This window comes from Flavobacterium suaedae (assembly GCF_014642915.1).
Lineage (GTDB): Bacteria > Bacteroidota > Bacteroidia > Flavobacteriales > Flavobacteriaceae > Flavobacterium > Flavobacterium suaedae.
The window spans coordinates 128,677-155,225 of the sequence record NZ_BMJE01000004.1 but is presented as its reverse complement, the minus strand read 5'-3'; the positions used below and the strand labels follow the sequence as shown (position 1 = coordinate 155,225).

Sequence of the window (26,549 nt, the reverse complement as noted above, 5' to 3'; positions counted from 1 at the left end):
TCAGGAATTGTTCTTTTCTCGTATTCGTTTATAAAATTTAAAGCCTAACATAAGCAGTATGGCAAAAACTATAAGTCCAACCAGACCAAAAACCCAGTTTATAGCGTTTTTTAAAATTACTAAAAAAACAACGGAGAAAAGTATAATTGTAGCACCTTCATTCCACAAACGCATAAAGTTTACAGTATATTTTACCTCATCGTTTCGTAATTGCTTATATATCTGATGGCACTTTAAGTGGTATAAGTACAATAAAAACACAAAAAGCAGTTTTACGTGCATCCAAGAGAAATGTAACCATGTCATACCCCTTGCTGTACCAAATAACATAAGGAAGGCAAAAATACTCGCCAATACTGCTGAAGGCCATGTAATAATGTACCATAGGCGGTAACTCATCAATTTGTATTGCTTGGTTAGTATCTCTTTTTCGGGAGAAGGTTTTTCATTAGCCTCTATATGGTATACAAAAAGGCGCACAATGTAAAATAACCCCGCAAACCATGTTATTACAAATATGAGGTGTAATGATTTTATATAGTCGTAATACTGTTCCATCAATCTTCTTTAAGCTGGGTATCCAGTTCCTTTTTAAGGAATATACCCGTAATTAGTGTTGAAAGCACATCGGCAATAGGGAACGAAACCCATACACCAAAAATACCAAAAAAGTGAGGTAAAACCAGCACCAGCGGAATTAAGCAGAACCCCTGCTTGGTTAGTGTGAGTAATAATGCCTTTGTAGCTTTACCCGCTGCCTGAAAATATGCCGAACCTATAAGCTGAATAGCAATAATAGGCGAAGCACCAAAAACCCAGCGCAAAGCATAGGGAGTATCTTCTATTACCTGAGCATCTTTAGTAAAAACGGAAACTATAGGGCGGGCAAAAACCAGTATTACTATAAACACTACAATAGCCAGTGCCGTAGCATATTTAATCGCTGTAAAGATAGATTCCTTTACTCTTCCGTAATTTTCTGCTCCGTAATTGTAACCCGCAACAGGCAGAAATCCCTGTGTAATACCCAAAACAGGGAAAAGCATAAACATTAGCATCCGGCTTATAATACCGTATACAGTAACGGCGTGTTCGCCTCCTTCGGCAAAAAGGGTATTGTTAAGCAGTACTGCCAGTATAGCTATTACCCCCTGGCGGGCAAATGTTACAAAACTGAGCGAAACTATTTCTTTTGCCAGCTTATTGTGCCATACAAAATCCCTGAAATGTAGTTTTAGTTCTGTTTTATAAATAAAGAACCAAAGCACATATAAAAAACAGATAAGAAATGACAATGCGGTTGCCAATGCAGCACCAAACATTCCCATATCTAAAACCTTAATAAAAAGAACATCCAGTAAAATATTTCCTATTGCAGGAATAATCATGGACAGCATTGCAAAACGAGCTTTATCTTCGGCACGTATTACTGTATTTCCCATCATGCACAACGCTTGCAATGGTACTGCCAGCAATACAGGTAAAAAGAATGTTTTGGCAGGTTCGGTAATATCTCCCTTACCACCAAAAGCATACAGCATATCTTCCCCAAAGAAAAGTCCGAATATTACAAAAAGGGAAGAAAGCCCGAAGGTCATCATTATTTGATGGGCAAAAGTGGCAAGTGCTTTGTCTTTATTACCTGCTCCTAAAGCACGCGATAAAACCGAACTACCCCCTATACCAATACCCAGCCCTAATGATGATATAAAAAAGGTAAGCGGCAATACGACCGAAACTGCTGCTATAGCCAGCGAACCAATCCATTGCCCTACAAAAATGGTATCTACCAAAATGTTGAGCGACATAAAAAGAATGCCTACTGATGCCGGCACAGCTTGCCGTATCAGTAGGCTTTTAATACTTTTTTTTGCCAGTTCGGCAGATGATACAGACATTAGGCTACAGGAATTTCAGCTTTTTCCCACTCGCTAATCCAGCCTGCAACAACATCTACCCACTCATCATTATCGTTAAGGCATGGTACGGCTAAAAATTCTTCTCCGCCATGTTCTTTAAAGTCATCTCTGGCACGCATTGCTATTTCTTCCAGTGTTTCTAAACAGTCCGAAACAAAGGCAGGCGTTACCACAGCCAGTTTTTTAATGCCTTTGTTTGGCATTTTGTTTACCTCAATATCGGTATAAGGTTCAAGCCATTTGTCGCCGGATAACCTCGACTGGAATGTAAGCGAATATTTATCTTCTGGTATACCCAGTTCTTCTACAACCAGTCTTGTAGTTTCGTAACACTGGTGGCGGTAGCAGAATTTATGTGCTGCCGATGGTGTAGAACAACAGGTATCGTTTATCTTACAGTGTGATTTTGTTACATCGGTTTTCCTGATATGTCGTTCAGGAATACCATGATACGAGAATAATAAATGGTCGTAATCAAAATTCGCTATTGATGATTTTATAGAGTTTGCCAATGCTTTAATGTAATCCGGCTTATTGTAAAAAGCAGGTACATCGGTAAACTTCATTTGCGGGAATTTCTTTTTACGTATCTCTTCTGCCTGCACTAATATAGTTAGTGTAGAAGCCATTGCATATTGCGGGTATAACGGAAACAACAATACATCAGTCACTCCTTTATCTGCCAGTTCCTGCAAACCTTGCTCAATAGAGGGCTTACCGTAACGCATAGCTAAAGCTACAGGCATTTCTGTTTTTTTAGCTACTTTTTTGTGCATTCTTTCGCTTAACACAATAAGCGGAGAACCCTCATCCCACCATATTTGTTGATAGGCATGTGCTGATTCTTTCGGTCGCTTGCGTAATATAATACCTCTTACTAATAAAGCTCTTAGCAGGAATGGTACATCTATTACATATTTGTCCATCAGGAACTCATCCAGGTATGGTTTTACGTCTTTCGGGGTCGGACTTGCCGGAGACCCAAGGTTAACCAGTAATACTCCTTTCATTTTCTGTCTTTATAATTGTATTTGCTGTTGTTGGCTTGTATTTGCAATGTAAAGCAAAAACCATACAACATACTATTGTTTTTATAACTTTATGAATTGTTTAAGCCTAAAAGTCATATACAGTTACCTGAATATCATTCTCGCTTAACGCTGTATGAATTAAAGATTCTATCTCCTCCCATTTTCCTCCTGCTAATCCACAACCTATTCTTGGCATATGTACAGAAGCTTTATTTTCTACAGCAAAATTGCAAACGTGTTCTAATGCTTTTTTAACAGCATCATACCTAATAGGCGGATTACCCTCTTTACTTTTATGTATTTTATGCTGCGCTATCATGTTTCCAACCCACAAATCATCTTCTACTTTCACAAACTGTACCTCTCCCAGTTCAAAATTGTCGTTAGACTTATACCATTCTCTATATTCAACTTCAGGTTTTTCCCAACGTTTAGAAATCGCCATTACAAAACCTTTACCCCAGCCACCAATATCATTACATATATGAACAATTATTTTATTGCCTTCACCTATAGGTTGTGTAGCGTCTCCTTTTATATAATTTATATCTTTCATTTAATAACTGTGCTAAATTTTCTCGTTTATACTCATTAAATATTTCTTTGGGGTTGTGCCGAATTTCTTTTTAAAAGCAGCTATAAAATGGCTCGATGTACTATAGCCTATTCGTAACCCTACTTCATTTACATTATATGAACCACTATCCAGCAACTTACGGGCAAACTCCATTTTATAGTCAAACAAAAAGCTGTACACGCTGTCGCCATATATTTGGCGGAAACCCATTTTCAGCTTTTTGAGGTTAATACCCACTTGGTCTGCCAGTTCCTGTAGCCCCGGCGGTTCTGCCATGTTGGCAATTACAATATCTTTTGCCTTTCTTATTTTTATTACGTTTTCCTCATCTATCAAAAACGGGCATTGTTCCGCATTCGGATCTTCTTCCCTGTTAAAGTAAAGGCTCAGTAATTCATACACTTTACCTTTAAAATATAACTTCTTTATAGACTGATGCAGGTTAAAATGGAATAACTGACTGAGCACTATAGCCATAGAAGGGTTTATTTTCTCTTCCTTGTAATACTTTTTGTCTTTATTGTCTTCACTTAAAAACGGAATATAATCTGCCTCTTCCGAAAAAAAGCTATGAAACTTTTTTATAGATATAAGTACCGAAAGTGCCCACGAGTGCGGAGCAACCTCCAAGTGCATAGGCAACTCTTTTTGAGGGTTGTATAAAAACAGAGAAGCCTCCTCTTTAAGCCCCAGTGCATAACGACCTTCATTAAAAATAAACTTAGCATTTCCCTTCACCCCAAAGTGAAACTGTATTAACCCCGTATTCACTTTTCGCTCAAAATGAGTAGTCTCATCACTATCATTCTGAAAGCGAAAAACGAAAAAATCTTCTTCAATTTGTAACTCTTCGGGAGTACCCATAGCGTTATTTTTTTAAGTTGCTTTTTTCAACATTTAAAGTCTTTTATTTAGAATAGTTCCAAATAAAAACCATCTAAAGCATTGATTTCATTACAAAAATAGTGTATTTATAAATATTAAGGCTTTTTCTGTGTAAAATCTCCGTAAGCGATATAAAAAGAACCTGCAGCGTTACTTTTAAAAAAATGTTAATAATAATTTTGTAATACTTTTAGGAGAGTGAATTATCATGGAGCATCATATCGGAGTTAAACATCAATCTTTTTACGCCATTGGCTTAAGTTATAAAAAGGCTGATGCTGAGATAAGAGGGAAATTCAGTTTAGACGCAGAGGGCAAACAAAACGTTTTGTTACAGGCAAAGCAGGAAGGTTTGAAGAGCCTTATTGTTGTTTCTACATGTAACCGTACAGAAATATACGGTTTTGCAGAGCACCCTTTTCAGTTAATCAAATTACTTTGCGATAACAGTAACGGAACCGTTGAAGAATTTCAACGCGTTGCTTTTGTATATAAAAATAAGGAAGCCGTCAACCATATGTTCCGCGTAGGGACAGGATTAGACAGCCAGATTTTAGGTGACTTTGAAATAATAGGACAAATAAAATCAGGGTTCATAGCTTCTAAAGAGGCTGATATGGCGAATGCCTTCCTTGAAAGATTAGTAAACTGCACTATACAGGCAAGCAAAAGAATTAAAAATGAAACAGACCTAAGCTCGGGAGCTACTTCTGTTTCCTTTGCCTCTGTACAGTATATTATGAACAATGTTACTGATATTCAGGATAAAAACATACTCCTTTTCGGTACCGGTAAAATAGGGCGCAACACTTGCGAAAATTTAGTAAAACACACTAAAAACGAGCATATAACCCTTATAAACCGTACTAAAGATAAAGCTGAAAAAGTAGCCGGTAAATTTAACCTGATAGTTAAAGATTACGACTTATTACCGCTTGAAATACCAAAAGCTGATATACTGATTGTAGCTACAGGAGCGCAGCAACCTACTATTGATAAAGACATTTTAAAGCTGGAAAAAGACCTGCTTATTTTAGACCTTTCTATACCTAAAAACGTACATGATAATGTAAAAGAGATGGAAGGCGTAACGGTTGTTCACCTAGATGACCTTTCCAGAATAACAGATGAAACGCTGGAAAACAGAAAAAACCATATTCCGGCTGCCGAAGCTATTATTTCCGAAATAGAAGAAGAGTTCTCTAACTGGATGAATGCCAGAAAGTTTGCCCCTACCATCAATGCACTTAAGGATAAACTTAACACAATAAAAGACACCGAATTAAATTTCCAGCGCAAAAAAATCAGTAATTTTGATGAAGAACAGGCTGAAATCATAAGCCAGAGGATTATTCATAAAATTACGACGCACTTTGCCAACCACTTAAAAGACAGTGAAACAGTGGTAGATGAAAGCATCGAATGGATTGAAAAAGTCTTCCGCATTGAAAACCCCACAAAATGAGTAAAGCCATAAGAATAGGCACACGCGATAGCGAACTGGCGCTATGGCAAGCACATACTGTACAAGAAAAACTGGAAGCACTGGGCTATAAAACGGAAATAGTTGCAGTAAAATCTGCCGGTGATGTAGTGCTGGACGTACCCCTGTATGAATTTGGTATAACAGGCATATTTACCAAAATACTGGACGTTGCCATGATTAAAAACGAGGTAGATATTGCCGTACACTCTATGAAAGATGTACCTACTTCACTACCGAAAGGCATGGTGCAAGGTGCCGTTTTAGAACGTGCCAATACAAATGATATACTTGTCCATAAAGGAAATCTTGATTTTTTAAATACTACAGGAACTATTGCTACTGGCAGTTTACGCAGGCAGGCACAATGGTTAAACCGTTACCCTGAACATACTGTAACAGGGCTTCGCGGTAACGTAAACACCCGCCTTAGAAAACTTGATGAAAGCAACTGGGGTGGTGCTATTTTTGCACAGGCAGGTTTACACCGTATTAACCTGTTACCGGAAAATCATTTAAAGCTGGACTGGATGATTCCTGCACCCGCACAGGGTGCTATGGTTATAGCTGTTATGGAAGAAAATGAATACTGCCGTGAAGCAGTAGCAAAGCTAAACCATAAGGAAACAGAAATATGCACCTATATAGAACGTCAGTTTTTAAAAACACTGGAAGGTGGTTGTACTGCTCCCATAGGGGCATTGGCACAATACCAAAATGACAGTATCGTTTTTGAAGGTACACTCCTTTCTATAAACGGGAAGCAAAAAATAGATAGTAAGAAAATAATTCCTATTGACTCAGATTATAGTAAATTTGGCGAGGAATGTGCAGAGGAAGTGCTTAACAATGGAGGTAAAGCACTAATGGAGGAGATTCGCAAAGCGCTTAATAAAAAAGAACAATAGGTAATGTTTAAAAATATATCAAATGTATTATCAAAAATATACGGTTTTGTTGACATACTGTTAATTACCTTCCTGATTTTTGATTTTGGATTTGAAGACACTGTTTCAACGTGGTTTGACCATAAAACATTGTTTTTTACGCTGATTATTATAAGCCTTATTATTTTTAATGTGCTAAGGTTTATATACAGCCATAACATGTCCCTGAAAAAGATGCTTAAGGCTAACATCCTTATACTGGTTATAACCTTAATAGCGTCGGGCATTACCTTTTCCTATAGTGATGATTTTGACAGGCTTTATAACACTAACCTTGTTATAGATACCGGGCTTATACTGTATTTTTTCCTGCGGCTTACCAGCTTATTACGAAAACTATATGCACTCTATTACAACCCCACCATTCTGTTTGTGGGGAGTTTTGCCGTTACAGGCTTTATAGGTGCTTTTTTACTAATGCTTCCCAATGCCACAACACATGGTATTAGTTTTATAGATGCTTTATTTACCTCTATAAGCGCAGTATGTGTAACGGGGCTTATAGTGCTGGACACAGCTACTGATTTTACCTTTATGGGTAAAACTGTTATAATTTGCCTTATACAACTGGGTGGTATTGGTATGCTTACTTTTACTTCCTTCTTTGCTTTTTTCTTTAAACAAGGAGCCAGTTTTAGAGAGGGGATGAATGTGGGTAGCTTTATGGACAGCGAAAACCTGCAAAATGTAATGCGATTTGCTATGCGTGTAGTAGCCTTTACCGTAGGTATAGAAGTTGTGGGAGCATTGCTTATTTACTGGTTTATTGCCGATATTCCTGAAATAGAAAACAAAGCTTTCTTCTCAGTATTTCATTCCATTTCGGCATTTTGTAATGCGGGATTCTCTACCTTTTCTCAAGGTTTGAGCGATGCTGCTATAAGCCATGCTTACGGTTTCCAATGGATTATAATGCACCTTATTATATTGGGCGGATTGGGTTATAATATAGTATTCAACTTTCTTAAATACGTAAGTGACTTTGTCATCAATAGTATTACCCATCGCCGGATACACTCCCCTGTCAGGGTACTAACCTTAAATTCCAGGATTGTAATTATTACCACGGCAATATTACTTACAGTAGGTTCTTTTTTCTTCTTTTTTACAGAAGCACACAGAGCCTTTGCTCACGAAAGTACACTGGGCCGAGTAACCTCGGCAGCATTTACATCAGTAACCGCAAGAACAGCAGGTTTCAACACCTACGATTTTGCTTCGCTTTCTATGCCGGCAATACTTTTTGTAATTTTTCTTATGTGGATTGGTGCCTCTCCCGGGTCTACCGGTGGTGGTATAAAAACCAGTACCTTTGCATTGGCTACGCTCAATATAATATCAATAGCCAAAGGAAAGGAACGTATAGAGTTACGAGGCAGAAAAATTAACAACCAGTCCGTTAAGCGGGCATTTGCCATTATATGTATCTCCCTTATGGTAATAGGTTCAGGAGTGTTAATGATATTATTTTTTGAAGAAGATTATTCGCTTATACAAATAGCTTTTGAGGTATTTTCGGCATTTAGCACAGTAGGGCTAAGCCTTGGTATTACCGCAAGCCTTAGTATAGGCAGTAAATACGTTTTGATAGTAGTAATGTTCCTGGGCAGGATAGGTTTACTCAACTTATTAATAGGTATGCTTAAACATGTGGAAGCACATAGTTATGAGTACCCGGAAGAGAACATTTTAATAAACTAAATTTTTCAGTGTTATGAAAATCATCATATTCGGTTTAGGAAACTTTGGAATGTCATTGGCAATAAACCTTACAGAAACCGGAAATGAAGTTATCGGTATAGATAACAACATGAACAAGGTAAATCTGGTTAAAAATAAAATATCGCATGCTATTTGCATGGATGCTACTAATGAGCTTGCTTATGGAGCGCTACCTATTAAAGATGCCGATATAGCCGTAATTGCTATTGGTGAAAATGAGGGTGCTGCCATTATTGCTACCGCAGTAGTTAAAAAACTTACCAAAGCCCGTATTATAGGGCGTTCATTATCGCCAATACACGACACCGTGTTAAATGCAATGGGTATTGATTTTGTTATACACCCTGAGCAGGATTTTGCAGACAGATTGGCTAAGAAAATTAACCTGAAAGGTATTGTAGACAACTTTAGTATTGATAAAAACTACAGTATTTCGGAGATAAAGGCATTACCTGAATTTGACGGTAAAACACTGGAAGAACTGAAGTTTAGACAAACTTTCGATTTGCATGTAGTAACTATTGTGCGCAAACAAATGAGAAAGTCTATAATAGGTACTAACAGTATGGTAGACCGCTCCGAGGGGTTTGTAACTAAAGACAGTGTAATATTAAGCGGAGACTTACTGGTTGTTTTTGGGCTTAATAAGGATATTAACAGATTTTGTAACCGCTATCAGCAAAAAATGCGTTAAATGTGAAAGAACCTGCACGCATATTATCAACCAAAAAGTTACGCCCCGGTCAAAGGCAATATTTGCTTAATGCAGGTTTTTTAGTAACTGAAGCTGATTTTATTGCGGTTAGCCCAATAAGCTTTACATCTGAAACAATAAGTAATAACTTAATTTTTACCAGTCAAAACGGGTTTAAATCATTTGTAAAAGAAGTTGGTAAAGAAGGTATTGCCAACCGTAATATATTTTGTGTAGGTAAAAAAAATGCCGAAGCTATAGAGCAGCAAGGCTATACCGTAACTGCTTTTGCCGATTATGCCGAAGATTTAGCAGCTTTACTTATAAAACAATATGCTAATGAGGTTTTTACTTTTCTTTCAGGCAGTATGCGTCGCAACACATTACCCCAAACCTTAACCGAAGCAGGAGTTGACTTTAATGAAATTGAAGTATATACCACTAAGCTAACACCACATAAAATAAACACGCCACCTGATGGTATCTTGTTTTTCAGCCCTTCAGGAATAAAGAGTTATTTAAAAGAAAACCGTATACAAAATGAAGTATGCTTTTGCATTGGGAAAACCACTGCCGAAGCACTTGCAGGAATTACAAGAAACATAGTTACAGCAACACGCCCAAGTATAGATAATGTAATTATTCAGTGTATAAAATATTATAAAGATAACCATTAGTCATTGCGAGAAACGAAGCAATCGTAAGATTGCCACGCTACGTTTCACTTCGCTCGCAATGACATGATAAAAGAACAAAAAGAAATGAGCATAAAAAACGATCTTTTCCTAAAAGCATTACGCAACGAAACCGTAGAACGTCCGCCGGTATGGATGATGCGTCAGGCAGGTAGGTATTTACCTGAATTTATGGCATTAAAAGATAAATATGATTTCTTTACCCGTTGCCAAACGCCGGAGCTTGCTGCCGAGATAACCGTACAACCTATTCGTATAGTAAAACCGGATGCTGCTATATTATTTTCGGATATATTGGTTATACCGCAAGCTATGGGAATAGATGTAGAAATGAAACCAAATTTTGGTCCGTATTTACCTAACCCTATCCGTACTGCTCAAGATGTAGAAAAGGTACGTGTTCCTGAAATTAATGAAGAACTGGGCTATGTAATGGATGCCATTAAACTGACCAAAGAAATGCTGAATGATGAAGTTCCGCTTATTGGTTTTGCAGGCTCTCCCTGGACAATTATGTGCTATGCGGTAGAAGGAAAAGGCTCAAAAAGTTTTGATACGGCAAAAGGTTTCTGCTTTTCGCAACCTGAGGTAGCTCATGCACTATTGCAAAAAATAACCGATACTACTATTGCTTACTTAAAAGAAAAAGTAAAAAATGGTGTAAATGCCATACAAATTTTTGACAGTTGGGGCGGCATGCTTAGCCCTGTAGATTATCAGGAGTTTTCATGGAAATACATTAATCAAATTGTTGAGGCATTAGCGCCGGAAACTCACGTTATCGTGTTTGGTAAAGGGTGTTGGTTTGCGCTTGATGAAATGGCAAGAAGTAAAGCTTCGGCACTTGGGGTAGACTGGACGTGTTCACCTCGCAATGCACGTTACCTGACTGGTGGTAACATTACCCTGCAAGGTAACTTTGACCCTAGCCGATTATTATCGCCAATACCAACCATTAAGAAAATGGTACACCAAATGATTGACGAGTTTGGTAAAGACAATTATATAGTAAACTTGGGTCACGGTATACTGCCAAACATTCCTGTAGACCACGCCAAAGCATTTGTAGAAGCGGTAAAAGAATATAAATAGTAAAATGAAAACAGTAAACTGGAAAACAGAATGTATATCTGCCATTACTCCTGATGAGTTTTTCAATCTTGTAGAGCGAAACAGGCAGCACATATACAAAACGTTTCCGGTTACAACTGTAAATTGTGCTGATTTTGAGAAAACAAAAAAACATATAGAGAATAATAGCACTATTGAAAAAGACAATAATGGTTATTATTTCTACCTGCGGGATGTTACAACCAAACTACTGATAGGCTACATAGTTATAAAAAACATTGACCGAAAAATAATGAAATGTGAACTTGCCTATTTTATTGATCAAGAGTATCAGGGACAGGGAATAACATCGCAAGCGGTTGCTAATACCGTTACGTATTGTTTTGAGGAATTGGGCATGAATAAAGTTTTCATCTGTACTTCTACAACAAATATAGGCAGTCAAAAAGTAGCCTTAAAAAATGGTTTTATTCAGGAAGGCATTCTGCGTAAAGAGTTTAAAAATGGCGAAGGAACGTTAGAAGACATTGTTTACTTCGGATTGATAAAATCGGACTATAAAAATGAAAGATAAATTTTACCAATACATACAGCAATTACAAGATACTATAACCGCTAAACTGGAAGCTGTTGATGGTAAGGCTAAATTTCGTCAAGACCTTTGGGAACGTAACGAAGGCGGTGGCGGAAGAACTCGCGTTATAGAGAACGGAAATGTTTTTGAAAAAGGCGGGGTAAATATTTCTGCTGTACACGGGCCATTACCTAAAGCCATGCAGGCTTATTTTAATGTAGGCGATGTAGATTTCTTTGCTTGCGGACTTAGCTTGGTTATTCACCCTAAAAACCCTTTTGTCCCAACAGTACATGCCAACTGGCGTTACTTTGAAATGTACGATAAAGAGGGTAATACTGTAGATAACTGGTTTGGCGGTGGGCAAGACCTTACACCCTATTATCTTTTTGATGAAGATGCCGTACACTTCCATAAAACATGTAAAACAGCTTGCGACAAACACAATCCTGAGTTTTATCCGCTATATAAAAAGCAGTGTGATGAGTATTTTTGGAATGCACACCGCAACGAAGCACGTGGTATAGGCGGTTTATTTTTTGACCATTGTAAAGCTACCGACGATTTTAGTATGGAACAGTGGTATAACTTTGTAACCGAAGTGGGCAACAGCTTTCTTGAAGCATACGTACCTATTGTAGAGCGAAGAAAAAATATAACACATACCCCTGAAAACAGGACTTGGCAGGAAATACGTCGAGGGCGCTATGTAGAATTTAACCTTGTGCATGACAAGGGTACACTTTTCGGACTGAAAACCAACGGACGTATAGAAAGTATATTGATGAGTTTACCACCCAATGTACAGTGGGTTTACGACCATCACCCGGAAGCGGGAAGCGAAGAAGAAAGACTAATTAAAATTTTAGAAACACCAAGAGAGTGGGTATAAAAAACTCAATATGGGCAATACTATTTATCTCGGTAAGCGGAATCGCACAGACCGACACAATAAGTAATGCTTATTATAAAGAGTTTAAAAATATGCTTTCTGTTCAGGCTTTTACCTTTAATGCATTTAATAACTTTACTTTAGAATATAAAGAAGAAAATACCGTTTTAGACATTATTCCAAACGAAAAAACTACTGTTGGGATAGCTTTTCAATACGGTATAATAGGATTCAGTCTTGGTTTTGCACCCAAAATTTTTGATGACAATCGGGATAACGAAAACTCAAAAATGACATCATTTAGTTTTAATATGTTTCCCGGCAGGTTTATGTTCAATTTCGATTTATATTCTCAAAAGGGAGTAACCGTACAAGAGCAAGGGGGCAGTTCAGTTTACCTACAGGATTTTAAAACGTTTAAAATTGGTGGTAGTACTGCTTATTTCTTCAATAAAAACTTTTCTTATTCTGCTTCGGCATTACAAAATACTAAACAACTGAAAAGTGCGGGCAGTTTTGCACCTACCATATCTTATTATTACACTGAGTTTAATGCTAAGAATGAACCCCTTATAGAAAGTGAAGAAACCAGTTTTATTTACACGTCTATAGGACCTGCTTATTATTATAACTGGGTAATTAACGACAATTTTTTATTATCTACCGGTGGCTCGATAGGCGGAGGAATAGCTATAACTTCGGAAGAAAATACTACCTCCAGATTTTTGGTTAGTGCTTCTGTACTACTTGCAGCGGGATATAATTTTGAACATTGGTATGGAGGGTTAAATATTAGTGCAAAATCTTTTAACCATGGAGAAGAAAGCAATGTACAAATGAACGATGCCATAGGGCACGCTACACTTTTTATAGGGTATCGGTTTGATGAACCTGCATTCCTGAAAAGAAAAAGAGAAAAAATTGAAGCGAAAGTAAAACGATTATTATAAACCAACAAAGTCAACTATATAATCATGACAAAAGTCATACACTATGTAATTGATAATTTGCAACTTTGATTAAAATATAAGAACCATGTTCCCAATACACAGAGACAGACGATTAAGAACCAACGAATCTATCCGCTCATTAGTTCGTGAAACCATACTTACACCAAACGATTTTATGTTCCCTATGTTTATTGCAGAGGGTACTAACGTGCAGGTAGAAATTCCGTCTATGCCGGGTATATATCGCCGTTCTATCGATTTAACGGTTAAAGAAGTTAAAGAACTGTGGAGTTTAGGCATAAAAGCTATTAATATTTATGTAAAGGTTAGTGATAACCTGAAAGACAATACCGGTAAAGAAGCATGGAATCCTGATGGGTTAATGCAACAAGCCATTAAAGCTATTAAAGATGCTGTACCGGAAATGATTGTAATGCCCGATGTAGCACTAGACCCTTACAGTATTTACGGGCATGATGGTATTGTGGAAAACGGACAGATTATAAATGATGCTACTGTTGATGCTCTTACCCGAATGAGTGTAAGCCATGCAGATGCCGGAGCTGATTTTGTGGCACCAAGCGACATGATGGACGGGCGTGTGCTTGCAATTCGTAAAGCTTTGGAAGAAAGCGGACACCCTAATGTGGGGATAATGAGCTATAGTGCTAAATATGCTTCATCATTTTACGGGCCGTTTAGAGATGCTCTGGACAGCGCTCCGAAAGAATCGGGCGTACCTGTGCCAAAGGACAAGAAAACCTACCAAATGGACTATGCTAACCGTATAGAAGCTATTAAAGAAGCAATACACGATGTTGAGGAAGGTGCAGATATGGTTATGGTAAAACCGGGGCTTGCTTACCTTGATATTGTGCGCGAAGTGAAAGATGCCGTAAACGTTCCTGTTTCGGTATTCCACGTATCAGGTGAATATGCTATGGTTAAAGCGGCTGCCGAAAGAGGCTGGCTGGATCACGATAAAATTATGATAGAGCAGCTATACTGCATTAAGCGCGCTGGGGGAAGCCTCATTTCAACTTATTTTGCTAAAGAAGCTGCCATTTTACTAAATAAATAAGTCATGAAATATGTAGTAACCCTTTTAATTGCCCTATCGCTTTTGGCGTGTAAAGGCAATGACAAACAGCAAGAACCTTTCGGGAAACGATCTGAAACAGGTTCAGAAGAAACAACCTCGCCCTATACTCCGTCTCAAAAAACAGGACTGGAGATTTTTAACGGTAAGGGAAACTGTTATACCTGCCACAAACCGAAACAAAAATCGGTAGGACCAAGTATAGAAGATATTGCTAAAATATACAGTGAGAAAAATGGTGATATGACTGCTTTTTTAAAAGGGAAAGCAGACCCTATTGTAGATCCTTCTCAGTATGAAGTAATGAAAACAAACTTTTACATAACCAAAACGTTTACTGATGAAGAAATGCAGGGAGTGGTTGACTATGTAATGAGTTTTAAACCTTAATAGCTTTTTCAGGCTCGGTTTACAGTCACAGTATTCAGTTTTTTTACTGCGACTGTAAACTTTGACTGCTACTAAAAACTGTTCACTGAAAACTAATCAGGAGCAACAAGTTTAAAACCTACACGGGGTATATTCTCTATATTAATACGCTCATCATTTTTAAATATTTTACGCAGGCGCGATATAAATACATCCATACTGCGCCCCATAAAGTAATCATCTGTACCCCATATTGAAGTGAGTATTTTTTCACGCTTTAATATGGTGTTTTTATTTTCAATAAACAATTGCAGCAGCGCTGCTTCACGCTCGGTTAACTGGGTGCTGCTACCGTTACGCTCAATAGTATAATTAACGGCATCAAAAGTATAATCGCCCAACGTATAAACACTGGTTTTTTGTGACCCGTTTTTTTGGCTGCGTTGCAGGAAAACTTCAATTTTTAAAACAAGCTCTTCCATGCTGTAGGGTTTCACCAAGTAATCATCTGCTCCCAGGCGTAACCCTTTTATCCTGTCCTCTTTTAATGTCTTTGCTGAAAGAAATATTATAGGCACCTCAACATCGCGCTCCCGTATGGCAGCAGCCAGTTCAAAACCGTCCATTTCGGGTAGCATTACATCCAGCACACAAAGGTCAAAATCGTCTTTGGTAAAAGCATCAAATGCCTCTTTTCCGTTGGTAAAATGGCAAACATCATAAGTTTGTTCCAAATTATCGGCAGTAAGAAACGCCAATGTGCTGTCGTCTTCTACATAAAGTATTTTTTTATTCATTTGCTACTGCTTTAAGTAATACTCTTTTTAGGGATGGATATGGTTATAGTAACACCGGTAGGCTGGTTATTTTTTATATTGATTTTCCACCCGTGGTGCTCACAAATTTTCTTTACATAAAACAACCCGATACCAAAGCCTTCGACCTCTTTTTTGTTCTCTCTCGGTACTCTGTAAAACCTATCAAAAACATACTCTATATGTTGCGATGGTATACCAGGACCATTATCACTAAACAACAGGTCTAGCCCTTTATTGGTTTCTTGTATTGCAATAGTTATCTGCGGAGTGGTATTGTTATATTTTACTGCATTTTCTACAATATTATACGCTATGTTATAAAAGTGGAAAGCATCGGCTACTACCTTATATTCCTGTTTTGGTGTGCTGAATATTATAGCAGCGTCAGGATATTTAAGCCCGGCGTTATCTTTAACCAGTTCCAGCGTATCTACAATATTAAAGGCTTTCTTTTCCAGCGTCATTAAATTGTTTTCTGCTTTTGCAACATTTAATATCCGCTCTATATGCTGGTTGAGTTTATTACTCTGCTCAATAATAATTTGCAGGTATTTATGCAGCTTGGGGTGTTTTTCTATCTCCTCTTGCTTTGCTGCATAGTTAGAGGCTATTAAAATAGATGACAGTGGTGTTTTAAACTCATGTGTCATGTTATTAATAAAGTCCTTCTGTAGTTCGGTATAACGCTTTTGCTTTAACAGAGTAAATACAGAGTATACATATATTACCAGCACTAAAAACAATACCCCGGTATATATCCAGTATTGCTGTAACGATTGTATATAATTATACGTAAGGTGCGGAAAACGTATAGCAAAATAATATACCAGACCTTCTTTTTTGGTAAAGCAGTTTTCACATTTTTCTCCTTCATTCTGTTCATCGCCCTCTACATCAATATAATTACCATATACCATTTCATCCGAAGCACAATCGTATATAGCATATTCATAATCTACATCAAGCTGTACTTTTTGGAATTCGCTTTTAAGGTAGTATTCCAGTATTTCTGCCTCAAAAACATCGTTTACATTTACAACATAATAATCGTCTGATACTTTTTTAATAGGTGTTGCAGAAGGAACATCATTAACATTATCGCCATATATTTTGTTAACTACATCCTGCAGGGCAAAATGTATTTTATCGCCTATTTCTTTCCGCTCAAACATAAACGCCTGTTTAAGCATTACCAGTTGCATGGTAATAACACCTATTATAGCAATAAGCCCTATAAAAACTATTATATTTAGTTTGTTGAATTTCAAATTTTGGAATATTGTTTGCAATTAACTAACCGATATTACTATAAAAAAGCATTTACAGCAAACCGTTAACAAGTCATTAACAAGAGTTTGAAATCGGTTAACAAATTTCCGAATTTTAGTAAATATATTTGTAATGTTCAGAAACAGAATATAGTATTAACCCATATAATTAATTAAACTATGAAATCTTTAAAATTTACATTTTTTGCAGCAATTGCATTATTTTTATCTTTTGCAGTTAATGCACAAACAAACGAAAAAAGCGCTGAGCCTTCTAAAATCACTTGGAATGAAGACTCTTACAACTTTGGTGAAATTGAAAAAGGAGTTCCTGCATCGCACGAATTTACATTCAAAAACACTACAGACCAAACAATACTTATTACTAACGTAAAAGCTTCTTGTGGTTGTACTGCTACCAAGTATACTAAAACTCCTATAAAGCCGGGAGAAACAGGAAGTATTACTGCCACTTATAACGCACGTAACCCAGGTAACTTTAACAAAAGCGTTACTGTTACTACAAACGACAGCGATGTGAAAAAAGTACTTAGAATTAAAGGTAAAGTAGTAGCTACAGAAGATGCTTCTGCTCCTACTAAAGGTTCTAAACAATAATGAAAAAATAATTTTCTGTTTAATAGTAAAAGCCACTTTTAATTTAGTGGCTTTTTTTACGTTATAAAAAGTAAAGTTTATTTTACATATTGGAAAAATTATTTTACATTTGAATTGTTATTAAAACCATAACCTTATGAAAACAAACTTCTTATTTCCGTATAAGCTAAAAATGCTTAGTGGCATCCTGTTTAGTATATCATTTATTTTATTGGCATTGTTATATTCTGTTTCCGAGTATTCAGATTTTGAGATAAAAGCAAAAGTGTTTGCTATACTCGGTGATACCGGGCTGTTAGGAGACAATGAAAGCTTTTTTTGGCTCGAAACCTCTGTTACTGATGAACTGCTTATGCTGTTTGTAATTCCTTTTGGAATTATCTTCGCCTTTTCAAAAGAAAAACATGAAGATGAAATGGTAGCGGCAATGCGCCTTAACAGCCTGGCATGGGCAACTATTATTAACTATGTAATTATACTTTTGGGCTACCTGTTTGTATATGGTATAGTATTTTTAAATGTTTTAATGGTAGCTATGATATCGCAACTGCTTATCTTTATAGTATTATTTCGCTACAGAATATATCGTTTCTATAAAACTGCTGCACATGAAGAATAATATAAAAGTACAGCGTGCCATATATAACCTGACGCAGCAGGAACTGGCAGAAAAAACAGGAGTAAGCAGGCAAACCATTAATGCACTGGAAGCAGGAAAATATGTCCCTTCTACTGTATTAGCACTAAAACTCTCAAAACTTTTTGAAAAGCCTGTTAACGAAATTTTTGAACTTGAAAAAGAAGATTAAATAATTATGGTTCAGGCATACATTAAAACACCGTTAGGCACTACCGCCATAAAAGGCGACACACAGGGCATCATCAAAATAACAGTACTTGATGAAAATGTGCCTGAATCTGATACTATTCCGGTTGAGTTAAAGGAAGCTGTTACACAACTGAAAGAATATTTTGCGGGTAGCCGAAATCACTTCACTTTTAAACTTAACCCGCAAGGAACCGATTTCCAAAAAAGAGTTTGGAATGCATTGCTTGAAATTCCCTTTGGCACTACCACAACCTACCAAAAACTATCGGTTAAACTAGGCGATGTAAAAGCCATACGCGCCGTAGCATCTGCTAATGGTAAAAACCCGCTATGGATTGTAGTGCCTTGCCACAGGGTTATAGGCTCCGATGGTTCACTTACAGGTTACGCAGGCGGACTTTGGCGCAAAAAATGGTTACTGGAACATGAAAATCCGCCAATACAACAAAGCCTTTTTTAACCCTTCCGAAGCAATTTTTTGTTTAAATTCGTAGCATATCCTTTAATTGCTTACTATGAAATTTATAAAGAAGTTCCTGCTTTGGTTTGTTATTATACTTTCGGGTATAATAATCCTTATGTATATTTTTGATGTAGATTACCTGCTTCGTGCCGTTCGCACCATATACTTTAGAGGAGAAACCACTGCTTTTTTAGATGATTACAAAGAATTTCCTAATCGCACTATAGCAAACGGTACACCGCAACCCTGGCCACTACATGAAGATTATAATACCGTAGCACCTACCCAAAGGCTTGAAGAAGTACATAAGGAACTGGAAACAGTAGCCTACCTCATCATAAAAAATGACAGCATTTGGTATGAAGCCTATTATGACGGTTATGGTAAAGACAGCAAGTCTAACTCCTTCTCTATGGCAAAAAGTGTAGTTTCGGCTGCATTATTTAAAGCAATTGAAGAAGGTAAAATAAAAAGCCTGAACCAAAAAGTAGGCGACTTCTACCCTGAATTCAGCGAAGGGCTTGCTGCAAAAATGACGGTAGGCGATTTATCGTCTATGGCATCAGGACTTAGCTGGGACGAAAAATATTACAGCCCGTTCTCTATAGTTACCCGTGCCTATTTTGATGATAATCTTGAAAAAGTAATATTGGGGCTTGACGTGGTGGAAGAACCGGGTAAAGAATTTAAATATCTTAGTGGCGCAACCGAACTGCTGGCAATGGTAATAACCAAAGCTACAGGGCAAACACTATCAAGCTATGTGTCAGAAAATTTTTGGAAACCCATGGGTATGGCAAACGAAGCACTTTGGCAGGTAGACAATATGGATGGTATAGAAAAAGCCTACTGTTGCATTGGTAGCAACGCACGTGATTTTTCGAGATTCGGGAAGCTGTTTTTACACGAAGGGAACTGGAATGGCAAGCAAATTCTTGACAGCACAGCAGTAAATAAAATGGTATCGCCACGTTTTGACGACAGTCCTTTTTACGGTTACGGTTGGTGGATAAACAACTACTTAGGCAAAAAAATGTACTACATGCGCGGGCATTTAGGGCAGTTTGTAATTGTAATACCGCAAGATGATATTATTATTACCCGATTAGGACACCTGAAAGGACTGCAAACCAGTGATGACATACACAGCAACGACTTTTATGTATATGTTGATGAAGCCTATAAAATGATGGGCATGATGAAACCCGAAGAAGGCGAAGGCAATTCAAAACAAATGAAGTAACCCATGCTTGAAAAAATTAGGCTAGACAATATATTATTTCTCGATATAGAAACCGTTCCCGAACAGGAAGCATTTGATGCACTGGACGAGGAAACCCAAAAACTTTTTGACCTTAAAACCCAATACCAGCGCAGGGACGGCGAAACACCCGAAGAATTTTACGAGCGTGCGGGTATTTGGGCAGAATTTGGTAAAATAGTATGCCTTTCGGCGGGATTCTTTACGTTTAAAGGCGATATTAGGCATTTTAGGGTGACTTCCTTTATTGGCGATGAACCTAAAATACTACGTGATTTTAATAACCTAGTCAACAACCATTTTAGCCAACCGCAACATATTATGTGTGGCCATAACGCTAAGGAGTTCGATTTTCCTTTCCTGGTAAGGCGAATGGTAATACACGGCATACCGTTACCTAATAAACTAAATCTTTTCGGGAAAAAGCCTTGGGAAGTACCACACCTCGACACTATGGAGTTATGGAAATTTGGCGATTATAAAAGTTTTACCTCGCTAAAACTGCTTACCAAAATACTGGGTATACCATCCCCAAAAGATGATATAGACGGCAGCGAAGTAGGGCATGTATATTATGTGGAAAAAGACATAGACCGTATTGTTACCTATTGCGAAAAAGATGTTATTGCCGTAGCGCAAATACTGCTTCGCTTCCGCAGAGAAGATTTACTGATTGAGGATGAGATTATACATGTGATATAATTACCTTTACTTTTAATGAATACACCCTTACTCCAAATACAAAATGTTACCATTTCGGCTAAAAAAGAACGCCAGTTGACACCCATTGTAAAAAACAGTTCGTTTACGTTGCATAAAAACGAAATACTGGGCATTGTAGGGGAATCGGGGTCTGGTAAGTCAGTTACATCATTGGCGGTAATGGGATTATTACCCAAAGGTATTTTAGAAGTAACGGAAGGCACTATTGAATTTGAAGGTAAAAACATACCCAGCCTATCACAAAAAGAACTGCGTAAGGTCAGAGGAAACGCTATAAGCATGATATTCCAGGAGCCTATGAGTTCGTTAAACCCATCATTAAAATGTGGCTTTCAGGTTGAAGAAATATTAAAAGAGCATACTACCCTATCACAAAAAAAGATTAAAGAAACGGTGCTTTCACTATTCGAGAAAGTAAAACTCCCTAACCCTGACAAAATATACAACCGCTACCCGCACGAAATATCAGGCGGGCAAAAGCAACGGGTAATGATTGCCATGGCTGTTGCCTGCAAACCCAAAATACTAATTGCGGACGAACCCACTACCGCACTGGATGTTACCGTACAAAAGGAAATCATTTTACTGCTGAAAGAACTGCAACAGGAAACAGAGATGAGTATTATTTTCATTTCGCACGACTTGTCGTTGGTTTCGGAAATTGCTAACCGCGTTTTGGTAATGTATAAAGGCGAAATTGTAGAGCAGGGCGAAGCACAACAGATTTTTGAGAATCCAGAGCACCTATATACCAAAGCACTTATTAACTCCCGCCCCTCGCTGGATGTACGTTTAAAAAGATTGCCTACTATACAGGACTATCTTGCAAATAAAGTAGATAATACCGAAATACCTCCCGAGCAGCGCAAAGCGGAACATAATAAACTATATAACCAAGCCCCATTGCTGGAAGTAGTGAATGTAGAGAAAGAATACGTTTCTTCGGCAGGGCTTTTTGGTAAAGATGTAAAATTTAAAGCCGTAGATGACGTTAGCTTTACAATATATGAAGGTGAAACGTTGGGCTTGGTAGGCGAATCCGGTTGCGGTAAATCGACACTTGGTAATGCCATATTACAACTGGATAAACCCACCGCAGGGAAAATTCTCTACAGAGGTACTGATTTAACCAAGCTATCAGGTACGCAACTGCGCGAACTGCGCAAAGAAATACAAATCATCTTTCAGGATCCTTATTCTTCATTAAACCCACGTATAACAGTTGGCAAAGCCATATTAGAACCTATGGAGGTACATGGCTTGTACAAAAACAATAAGGAACGAAAAGAAAAAGTACTGGAAATACTAAACCGAGTAGGACTAAGTGAAGAACACTACAACCGCTACCCACATGAGTTTTCGGGTGGACAAAGGCAACGTATAGGCATAGCACGAACCGTAGCCCTTCAACCCAAGTTAATAGTTTGTGATGAATCGGTTTCTGCACTGGATATATCCGTGCAGGCTCAAGTGCTTAACCTGCTGAATGAATTAAAAGAAAACTTTGGATTTACCTATATTTTTATTTCGCATGATCTTGCTGTAGTGAAGTACATGAGCGACCAAGTGTTGGTAATGAATAAAGGTAAAATTGAGGAAATGAATGAAGCCGATGCACTTTATAAGCATCCGCAAAAGGAATATACTAAGAAACTAATTGACGCTATCCCAAAGTAGATAGTTCTCAATGCTCAGTCACAGTTGGCAGTAGTAAAATAATCAAAGTTTACAGTCGCAGTTGGCAATTTATGCTCTTACTGAACACTGCGACTGTAAACTGATAACTCAATACTGTATTAAATTGCCATTTCAGGAATCTCACCTTCTACAATAAGGTTTCCTTCTGTGGCTTTTTGTATCTCTTCAACGGTTACGCCCGGTGCTCTTTCCAGTAGTTTAAAACCACCATCAACAATTTCAAGAACGGCTAGTTCCGTAACTACTTTTTTAACGCAGCCCACACCTGTTAATGGTAATGTACAACGCTTTAATAGTTTAGACTGCCCTGCTTTGTTTACATGCATCATTGCCACAATAATATTCTCGGCAGAAGCTACTAAATCCATAGCGCCACCCATACCTTTTACCATTTTACCCGGAATTTTCCAGTTGGCAATATCACCGTTTTCGGCAACTTCCATAGCACCAAGAATGGTAAGGTCTACATGCTGCCCGCGTATCATTCCAAAACTGGTAGCCGAGTCAAAAAATGATGCTCCCGGCAGTGTAGTTATTGTTTGTTTCCCTGCATTAATGATGTCGGCATCTTCCTCTCCTTCAAAAGGGAAAGGTCCCATGCCTAAAACACCATTTTCACTTTGAAACTCAACTGATATATCGTCACGAACAAAGTTAGCTACCAATGTAGGTATACCAATACCTAAGTTTACATAGTAACCGTCTTTAACTTCTTTCGCTATTCTTTTCGCGATACCTTCTTTATCTAACATAATGTATCAATGTATTAATGTAACAATGTGCCGACTTGTATCTGTAACACACCCTCATTCTCATTTAATCAGACTTGCTACAATGATTAATTTCAATATTGAAAAATTACTTTTTTCTTACGGTTCGTTGCTCAATTCTCTTTTCATACTGCTCTCCCTGGAAGATGCGCTTCACGAATATTCCCGGTATGTGTATCTCGTTAGGGTCAAGTTCGCCTGCTGGTACAAGTTCTTCTACCTCAGCAACTGTAATTGTTGCAGCACCTGCCATACATGAGTTAAAGTTACGTGCCGTACCTTTAAAAATAAGGTTACCTGCCTCATCGCCTTTCCATGCTTTTACAATAGCAAAATCAGCTTTGTAGGCTTCTTCCAGTATGTGCATTTTACCGTTCCACTCGCGTGACTCTTTCCCTTCAGCTACCTCTGTACCAAAACCTGCCGGAGTATAAAATGCAGGAATGCCTGCTTGTGCGGCACGGCATTTTTCGGCAAGTGTCCCTTGTGGCGTAAGCTCTACTTCCAGCTCTCCACTAAGCATTTGCCTTTCAAACTCTGCATTTTCTCCTACGTAAGAAGAAATCATTTTCTTTATTTGCTTTTTCTGTAGCAATAAACCAAGACCAAAATCGTCTACGCCTGCATTGTTAGAAATACAGGTAAGGTTTGTAGTACCTTTTTTAACTAACTCAGCTATACTATTTTCGGGTATGCCACAAAGACCAAAACCACCAAGCATTATGGTCATGCTGTCTTTTACACCTTGCAAAGCTTCTTCAGCGTTTTGTACTTTTTTATTAATCATACAATTTATTTTAGTTTTCTGCTATAAATATATAAAAAAAGCACCTTTTAAAAGGTGCTTTTGTAATTATCTTCTATTCCTTTCAGAAATCAAAAAAGTCGCTTAGTTCTTTATCTTCAACAGCTGTACTGTCCTGCTTTTGTTTAGCCAATTCTCTACAGTCTACAGGTATCGAAAGGTTTTCAGGACGTTCAAATTCTTTTTTTGAAATATCGAGACTTTTATCCTCATAACATTTCTTCATATATATACCCCATATCGGCAGTGCCATTGTAGCACCCTGACCGTAGGTTATACCCCTAAAGTGTGCCGAACGGTCATCATTACCTACCCATACTCCTGTAGCAAGGTTTGGTACCATACCCATAAACCAACCATCACTTTGGTTTTGTGTTGTTCCCGTTTTACCTGCAATAGGGTTTGTAAATTTATACGGGTGTCCTGTTACCCTGTCGTAACCTACTCCGTGCCATGTTGACCTAAGCCTGTAACCTGAACCTGATTCCGTTACGCCTTCCAATAGTTTTATTACTGCATAGGCTACATCTTTACTCATAACCTCTTTAGTCTGCGGAAGGTTTCTATATAACTCTATACCGTTTTTATCTTCTATACGAGTTATTACTATAGGTTTTATATACATCCCTTTATTAGCAAAGGTACTGTAAGCTGCTACCATTTCTCTTACTGTAAGCTCAACAGCACCAAGTGCAATAGCAGGTTGCTCCGGTATATCATTAGTTACACCCAGCTTATGTGCCATATCAACTACTGCTTTTGGTCCTACACGATCTATTAATCGTGCAGAAGCGGTGTTAATAGAGTGTGCAAGTGCATACCTTAATGGTACAACGCCTTCGTACTTATAGTTAGAGTTTTGCGGACTCCATGCTGCTTCTATACCATGCTTGCCTTTTGGCATTGTAAAAGGTGCATCTAGTATAGAGTCGCAAGGTGAAAGGTGCAACTGTTCTATAGCTGTTGCGTATACAAACGGCTTAAATGTAGAACCTACCTGTCTTGCCCCTTGCTTTACGTGGTCATATTTAAAGTATTTATGGTTTATACCACCCACCCAAGCTTTTACTTCTCCTGTTTGCGGTGTCATAGACATTAAACCTGCCTGAAGGAAGTGCTTATAATAACGGATAGAATCCATAGGTGTCATTACCGTATCACGCTCCCCTTTCCAGGTAAATATTTTCATTTTTCTTTCTTTCTCGAAAGAAGCTGTTATAGCATCCTCACTCTTACCTTCCTCTTTCATCATTCTCCAACGGTCAGAGTTTTTCATTGCTCTGTTTAATATTGCATCCGTTTGATCTTTTGAAAGCTTTATAAAAGGAGCATTTTTATTATTTTTCTGATCTATAAAAAACTGTTCCTGAAGGTTAGCAAGGTGCTGGTGTACTGCATCTTCTGCGTAGCTTTGCATTTTAGAGTCGAGGGTAACGTATATTTTAAGCCCGTCACGGTATATATCATATTCCTCTCCGTTATCTTTAGGATTTTCTTTAGCCCATTCACTCATAAACTCCCTAAGGTACTCTCTAAAATAAGTAGCAATACCTTCATTATGGTCTTCCGGGTTATAGTCAAGCTCTATAGGCTTTTTCTCCAGTTCTTTTTTAACTTCCGGTTTTAAAAAGCCGTTTTTAACCATTTGCCCTAACACTACATTTCGTCTCGCCCACGAATCGTCAGGATACGATTTAGGGTTCAATCTGGAAGGGTTTTTAAGCATACCTACAATAACAGCAGCTTCTTCTGTTGTTAAGTCTTTAGGTTCTTTCCCGAAATATGTTTTGGCTGCCGAACGTATTCCCACTGCATGATGCACAAAATCAACCGTGTTTAGGTACATGGCAATAATTTCCTGCTTGGTATACTGTCTTTCAAGCCTTATTGCAATTACCCATTCTTTCGCTTTTTGTGCAACACGCTCTACAATGTTTTTAGACCCCTCTCCGTGAAAAAGGTTTTTTGCTAACTGCTGTGTAACCGTACTCGCTCCACCATTGCGACCAAGGTTGGCCACGGCTCTTATTGTACCTCTGGCATCAATACCCGAATGTTCAAAAAAGCGTTCATCCTCTGTTGCTACTAATGCATTTACAAGGTTTTGCGGTAAATCAGAATATTTTACCGGTGTACGGTTTTCGGCAAAGAATTTACCAATAGTAACACCATCAGAAGAAATAATTTCTGTAGCAATATTATACTCAGGGTTTTCTAACTGCTCAAATGATGGCAGCTTACCAAAAACACCCCATGATGCCATTAGGAAAAACAGAATTACAGACAAAAAGCCTGCAAGGAAAATTCCCCAAAATATTTTAATGTACTTAGAAAAACCGGACCCCTCCTTCTTTTTCGTAGTATTATTTTTTCGTGGTGTTGCCATAA

General features: G+C 37.9%; 28 protein-coding genes. 18 read left to right on the top strand and 10 right to left on the bottom strand.

Going from position 1 to position 26,549, the window contains the following annotated elements:
• The 5 genes from IEW45_RS09040 to IEW45_RS09020 all read right to left on the bottom strand — a co-directional run bounded on the left by IEW45_RS09040 (window position 1) and on the right by IEW45_RS09020 (window position 4,391).
• Window positions 1-558 (bottom strand): CopD family protein, encoded by a 558-nt coding sequence (locus tag IEW45_RS09040; RefSeq protein ID WP_188620922.1) that lies wholly within the window; start codon window positions 556-558, stop codon window positions 1-3.
• Window positions 558-1,898: an MATE family efflux transporter gene (locus tag IEW45_RS09035; RefSeq protein ID WP_188620921.1), complete on the bottom strand. Its 1,341-nt coding sequence runs from the start codon at window positions 1,896-1,898 to the stop codon at window positions 558-560. The genes IEW45_RS09040 and IEW45_RS09035 overlap by 1 nt, the downstream gene beginning before the upstream one ends.
• Complete coding sequence (gene hemH / locus IEW45_RS09030) at window positions 1,898-2,929, bottom strand: ferrochelatase (RefSeq protein WP_188620920.1); 1,032 nt, start codon at window positions 2,927-2,929, stop codon at window positions 1,898-1,900. The genes IEW45_RS09035 and hemH overlap by 1 nt, the downstream gene beginning before the upstream one ends.
• Before the next feature lie 106 nt (window positions 2,930-3,035).
• Entirely contained in the window at window positions 3,036-3,506 is a 471-nt protein-coding gene (locus IEW45_RS09025; RefSeq protein ID WP_188620919.1) for a macro domain-containing protein, read from the bottom strand.
• A gap of 12 nt (window positions 3,507-3,518) precedes the next feature.
• Window positions 3,519-4,391, bottom strand: a complete 873-nt coding sequence (locus tag IEW45_RS09020) for a helix-turn-helix transcriptional regulator (RefSeq protein ID WP_188620918.1) — start codon at window positions 4,389-4,391, stop codon at window positions 3,519-3,521.
• Window positions 4,392-4,620: 229 nt separating this feature from the next.
• Here IEW45_RS09020 and hemA point away from each other — a divergent pair, with 229 nt between their 5' ends.
• From hemA to IEW45_RS08965, 11 genes are all read left to right on the top strand, one after another.
• On the top strand, window positions 4,621-5,877 hold the full coding sequence (gene hemA / locus IEW45_RS09015) for a glutamyl-tRNA reductase (RefSeq protein ID WP_188620917.1): 1,257 nt from the start codon (window positions 4,621-4,623) through the stop codon (window positions 5,875-5,877).
• The gene (gene hemC, locus IEW45_RS09010) at window positions 5,874-6,803 is read left to right on the top strand and encodes a hydroxymethylbilane synthase (RefSeq protein WP_188620916.1); all 930 of its coding nucleotides are present in this window, start codon (window positions 5,874-5,876) and stop codon (window positions 6,801-6,803) included. The genes hemA and hemC overlap by 4 nt, the downstream gene beginning before the upstream one ends.
• Before the next feature lie 3 nt (window positions 6,804-6,806).
• Complete coding sequence (locus tag IEW45_RS09005) at window positions 6,807-8,543, top strand: TrkH family potassium uptake protein (protein ID WP_188620915.1); 1,737 nt, start codon at window positions 6,807-6,809, stop codon at window positions 8,541-8,543.
• A 13-nt stretch (window positions 8,544-8,556) separates the two neighbouring features.
• Window positions 8,557-9,258, top strand: a complete 702-nt coding sequence (locus IEW45_RS09000; protein ID WP_188620914.1) for a potassium channel family protein — start codon at window positions 8,557-8,559, stop codon at window positions 9,256-9,258.
• Between the two features lie 2 nt (window positions 9,259-9,260).
• Window positions 9,261-9,935, top strand: a complete 675-nt coding sequence (locus IEW45_RS08995; protein ID WP_188620913.1) for a uroporphyrinogen-III synthase — start codon at window positions 9,261-9,263, stop codon at window positions 9,933-9,935.
• Between the two features lie 84 nt (window positions 9,936-10,019).
• Entirely contained in the window at window positions 10,020-11,045 is a 1,026-nt protein-coding gene (gene hemE / locus IEW45_RS08990; RefSeq protein WP_188620912.1) for a uroporphyrinogen decarboxylase, read from the top strand.
• Between the two features lie 4 nt (window positions 11,046-11,049).
• The gene (locus IEW45_RS08985; protein WP_188620911.1) at window positions 11,050-11,598 is read left to right on the top strand and encodes a GNAT family N-acetyltransferase; all 549 of its coding nucleotides are present in this window, start codon (window positions 11,050-11,052) and stop codon (window positions 11,596-11,598) included.
• On the top strand, window positions 11,588-12,490 hold the full coding sequence (gene hemF, locus IEW45_RS08980) for an oxygen-dependent coproporphyrinogen oxidase (protein ID WP_188620910.1): 903 nt from the start codon (window positions 11,588-11,590) through the stop codon (window positions 12,488-12,490). The genes IEW45_RS08985 and hemF overlap by 11 nt, the downstream gene beginning before the upstream one ends.
• A complete protein-coding gene (locus tag IEW45_RS08975; RefSeq protein ID WP_188620909.1) occupies window positions 12,481-13,440 on the top strand; it encodes a DUF4421 family protein in 960 nt (319 codons plus the stop codon). Before hemF ends, IEW45_RS08975 begins: the two co-directional genes overlap by 10 nt.
• 85 nt (window positions 13,441-13,525) lie before the next feature.
• A complete protein-coding gene (hemB, locus tag IEW45_RS08970; RefSeq protein ID WP_188620908.1) occupies window positions 13,526-14,521 on the top strand; it encodes a porphobilinogen synthase in 996 nt (331 codons plus the stop codon).
• A 3-nt stretch (window positions 14,522-14,524) separates the two neighbouring features.
• Window positions 14,525-14,929, top strand: coding sequence for a c-type cytochrome (locus IEW45_RS08965; RefSeq protein WP_188620907.1), 405 nt, complete (start codon window positions 14,525-14,527; stop codon window positions 14,927-14,929).
• Between the two features lie 92 nt (window positions 14,930-15,021).
• On the opposite strand, the gene IEW45_RS08960 is transcribed toward IEW45_RS08965, so the two are convergent.
• Window positions 15,022-15,705: a response regulator transcription factor gene (locus tag IEW45_RS08960; RefSeq protein WP_188620906.1), complete on the bottom strand. Its 684-nt coding sequence runs from the start codon at window positions 15,703-15,705 to the stop codon at window positions 15,022-15,024.
• A gap of 11 nt (window positions 15,706-15,716) precedes the next feature.
• Window positions 15,717-16,994 carry a sensor histidine kinase gene (locus IEW45_RS08955; protein WP_188620905.1) on the bottom strand — a complete coding sequence of 426 codons (1,278 nt, stop codon included), beginning with the start codon at window positions 16,992-16,994 and terminating at the stop codon, window positions 15,717-15,719.
• A gap of 180 nt (window positions 16,995-17,174) precedes the next feature.
• Between IEW45_RS08955 and IEW45_RS08950 the strand changes: the two genes are divergently transcribed.
• From IEW45_RS08950 to IEW45_RS08920, 7 genes are all read left to right on the top strand, one after another.
• Window positions 17,175-17,612 carry a DUF1573 domain-containing protein gene (locus IEW45_RS08950; protein WP_188620904.1) on the top strand — a complete coding sequence of 146 codons (438 nt, stop codon included), beginning with the start codon at window positions 17,175-17,177 and terminating at the stop codon, window positions 17,610-17,612.
• A gap of 136 nt (window positions 17,613-17,748) precedes the next feature.
• Entirely contained in the window at window positions 17,749-18,231 is a 483-nt protein-coding gene (locus IEW45_RS08945) for a hypothetical protein (RefSeq protein WP_188620903.1), read from the top strand.
• Window positions 18,221-18,421 (top strand): helix-turn-helix transcriptional regulator, encoded by a 201-nt coding sequence (locus IEW45_RS08940; protein ID WP_188620902.1) that lies wholly within the window; start codon window positions 18,221-18,223, stop codon window positions 18,419-18,421. The genes IEW45_RS08945 and IEW45_RS08940 overlap by 11 nt, the downstream gene beginning before the upstream one ends.
• Window positions 18,422-18,427: 6 nt before the next feature.
• Entirely contained in the window at window positions 18,428-18,901 is a 474-nt protein-coding gene (locus IEW45_RS08935; RefSeq protein WP_188620901.1) for a methylated-DNA--[protein]-cysteine S-methyltransferase, read from the top strand.
• Between the two features lie 55 nt (window positions 18,902-18,956).
• Window positions 18,957-20,147, top strand: a complete 1,191-nt coding sequence (locus tag IEW45_RS08930; RefSeq protein WP_188620900.1) for a serine hydrolase domain-containing protein — start codon at window positions 18,957-18,959, stop codon at window positions 20,145-20,147.
• A 3-nt stretch (window positions 20,148-20,150) separates the two neighbouring features.
• Window positions 20,151-20,867, top strand: coding sequence for a 3'-5' exonuclease (locus IEW45_RS08925; RefSeq protein WP_188620899.1), 717 nt, complete (start codon window positions 20,151-20,153; stop codon window positions 20,865-20,867).
• A 15-nt stretch (window positions 20,868-20,882) separates the two neighbouring features.
• Complete coding sequence (locus IEW45_RS08920; protein WP_188620898.1) at window positions 20,883-22,565, top strand: ABC transporter ATP-binding protein; 1,683 nt, start codon at window positions 20,883-20,885, stop codon at window positions 22,563-22,565.
• Window positions 22,566-22,684: 119 nt separating this feature from the next.
• Here IEW45_RS08920 and IEW45_RS08915 read toward each other — a convergent pair whose 3' ends face one another.
• The 3 genes from IEW45_RS08915 to IEW45_RS08905 form a co-directional block, all read right to left on the bottom strand.
• Window positions 22,685-23,338, bottom strand: coding sequence for a CoA transferase subunit B (locus IEW45_RS08915; protein WP_188620897.1), 654 nt, complete (start codon window positions 23,336-23,338; stop codon window positions 22,685-22,687).
• A gap of 106 nt (window positions 23,339-23,444) precedes the next feature.
• Window positions 23,445-24,143 (bottom strand): CoA transferase subunit A, encoded by a 699-nt coding sequence (locus IEW45_RS08910; protein ID WP_188620896.1) that lies wholly within the window; start codon window positions 24,141-24,143, stop codon window positions 23,445-23,447.
• Window positions 24,144-24,225: 82 nt separating this feature from the next.
• Window positions 24,226-26,547, bottom strand: a complete 2,322-nt coding sequence (locus IEW45_RS08905) for a penicillin-binding protein 1A (protein WP_188620895.1) — start codon at window positions 26,545-26,547, stop codon at window positions 24,226-24,228.
• Window positions 26,548-26,549: the final 2 nt, after the last annotated feature.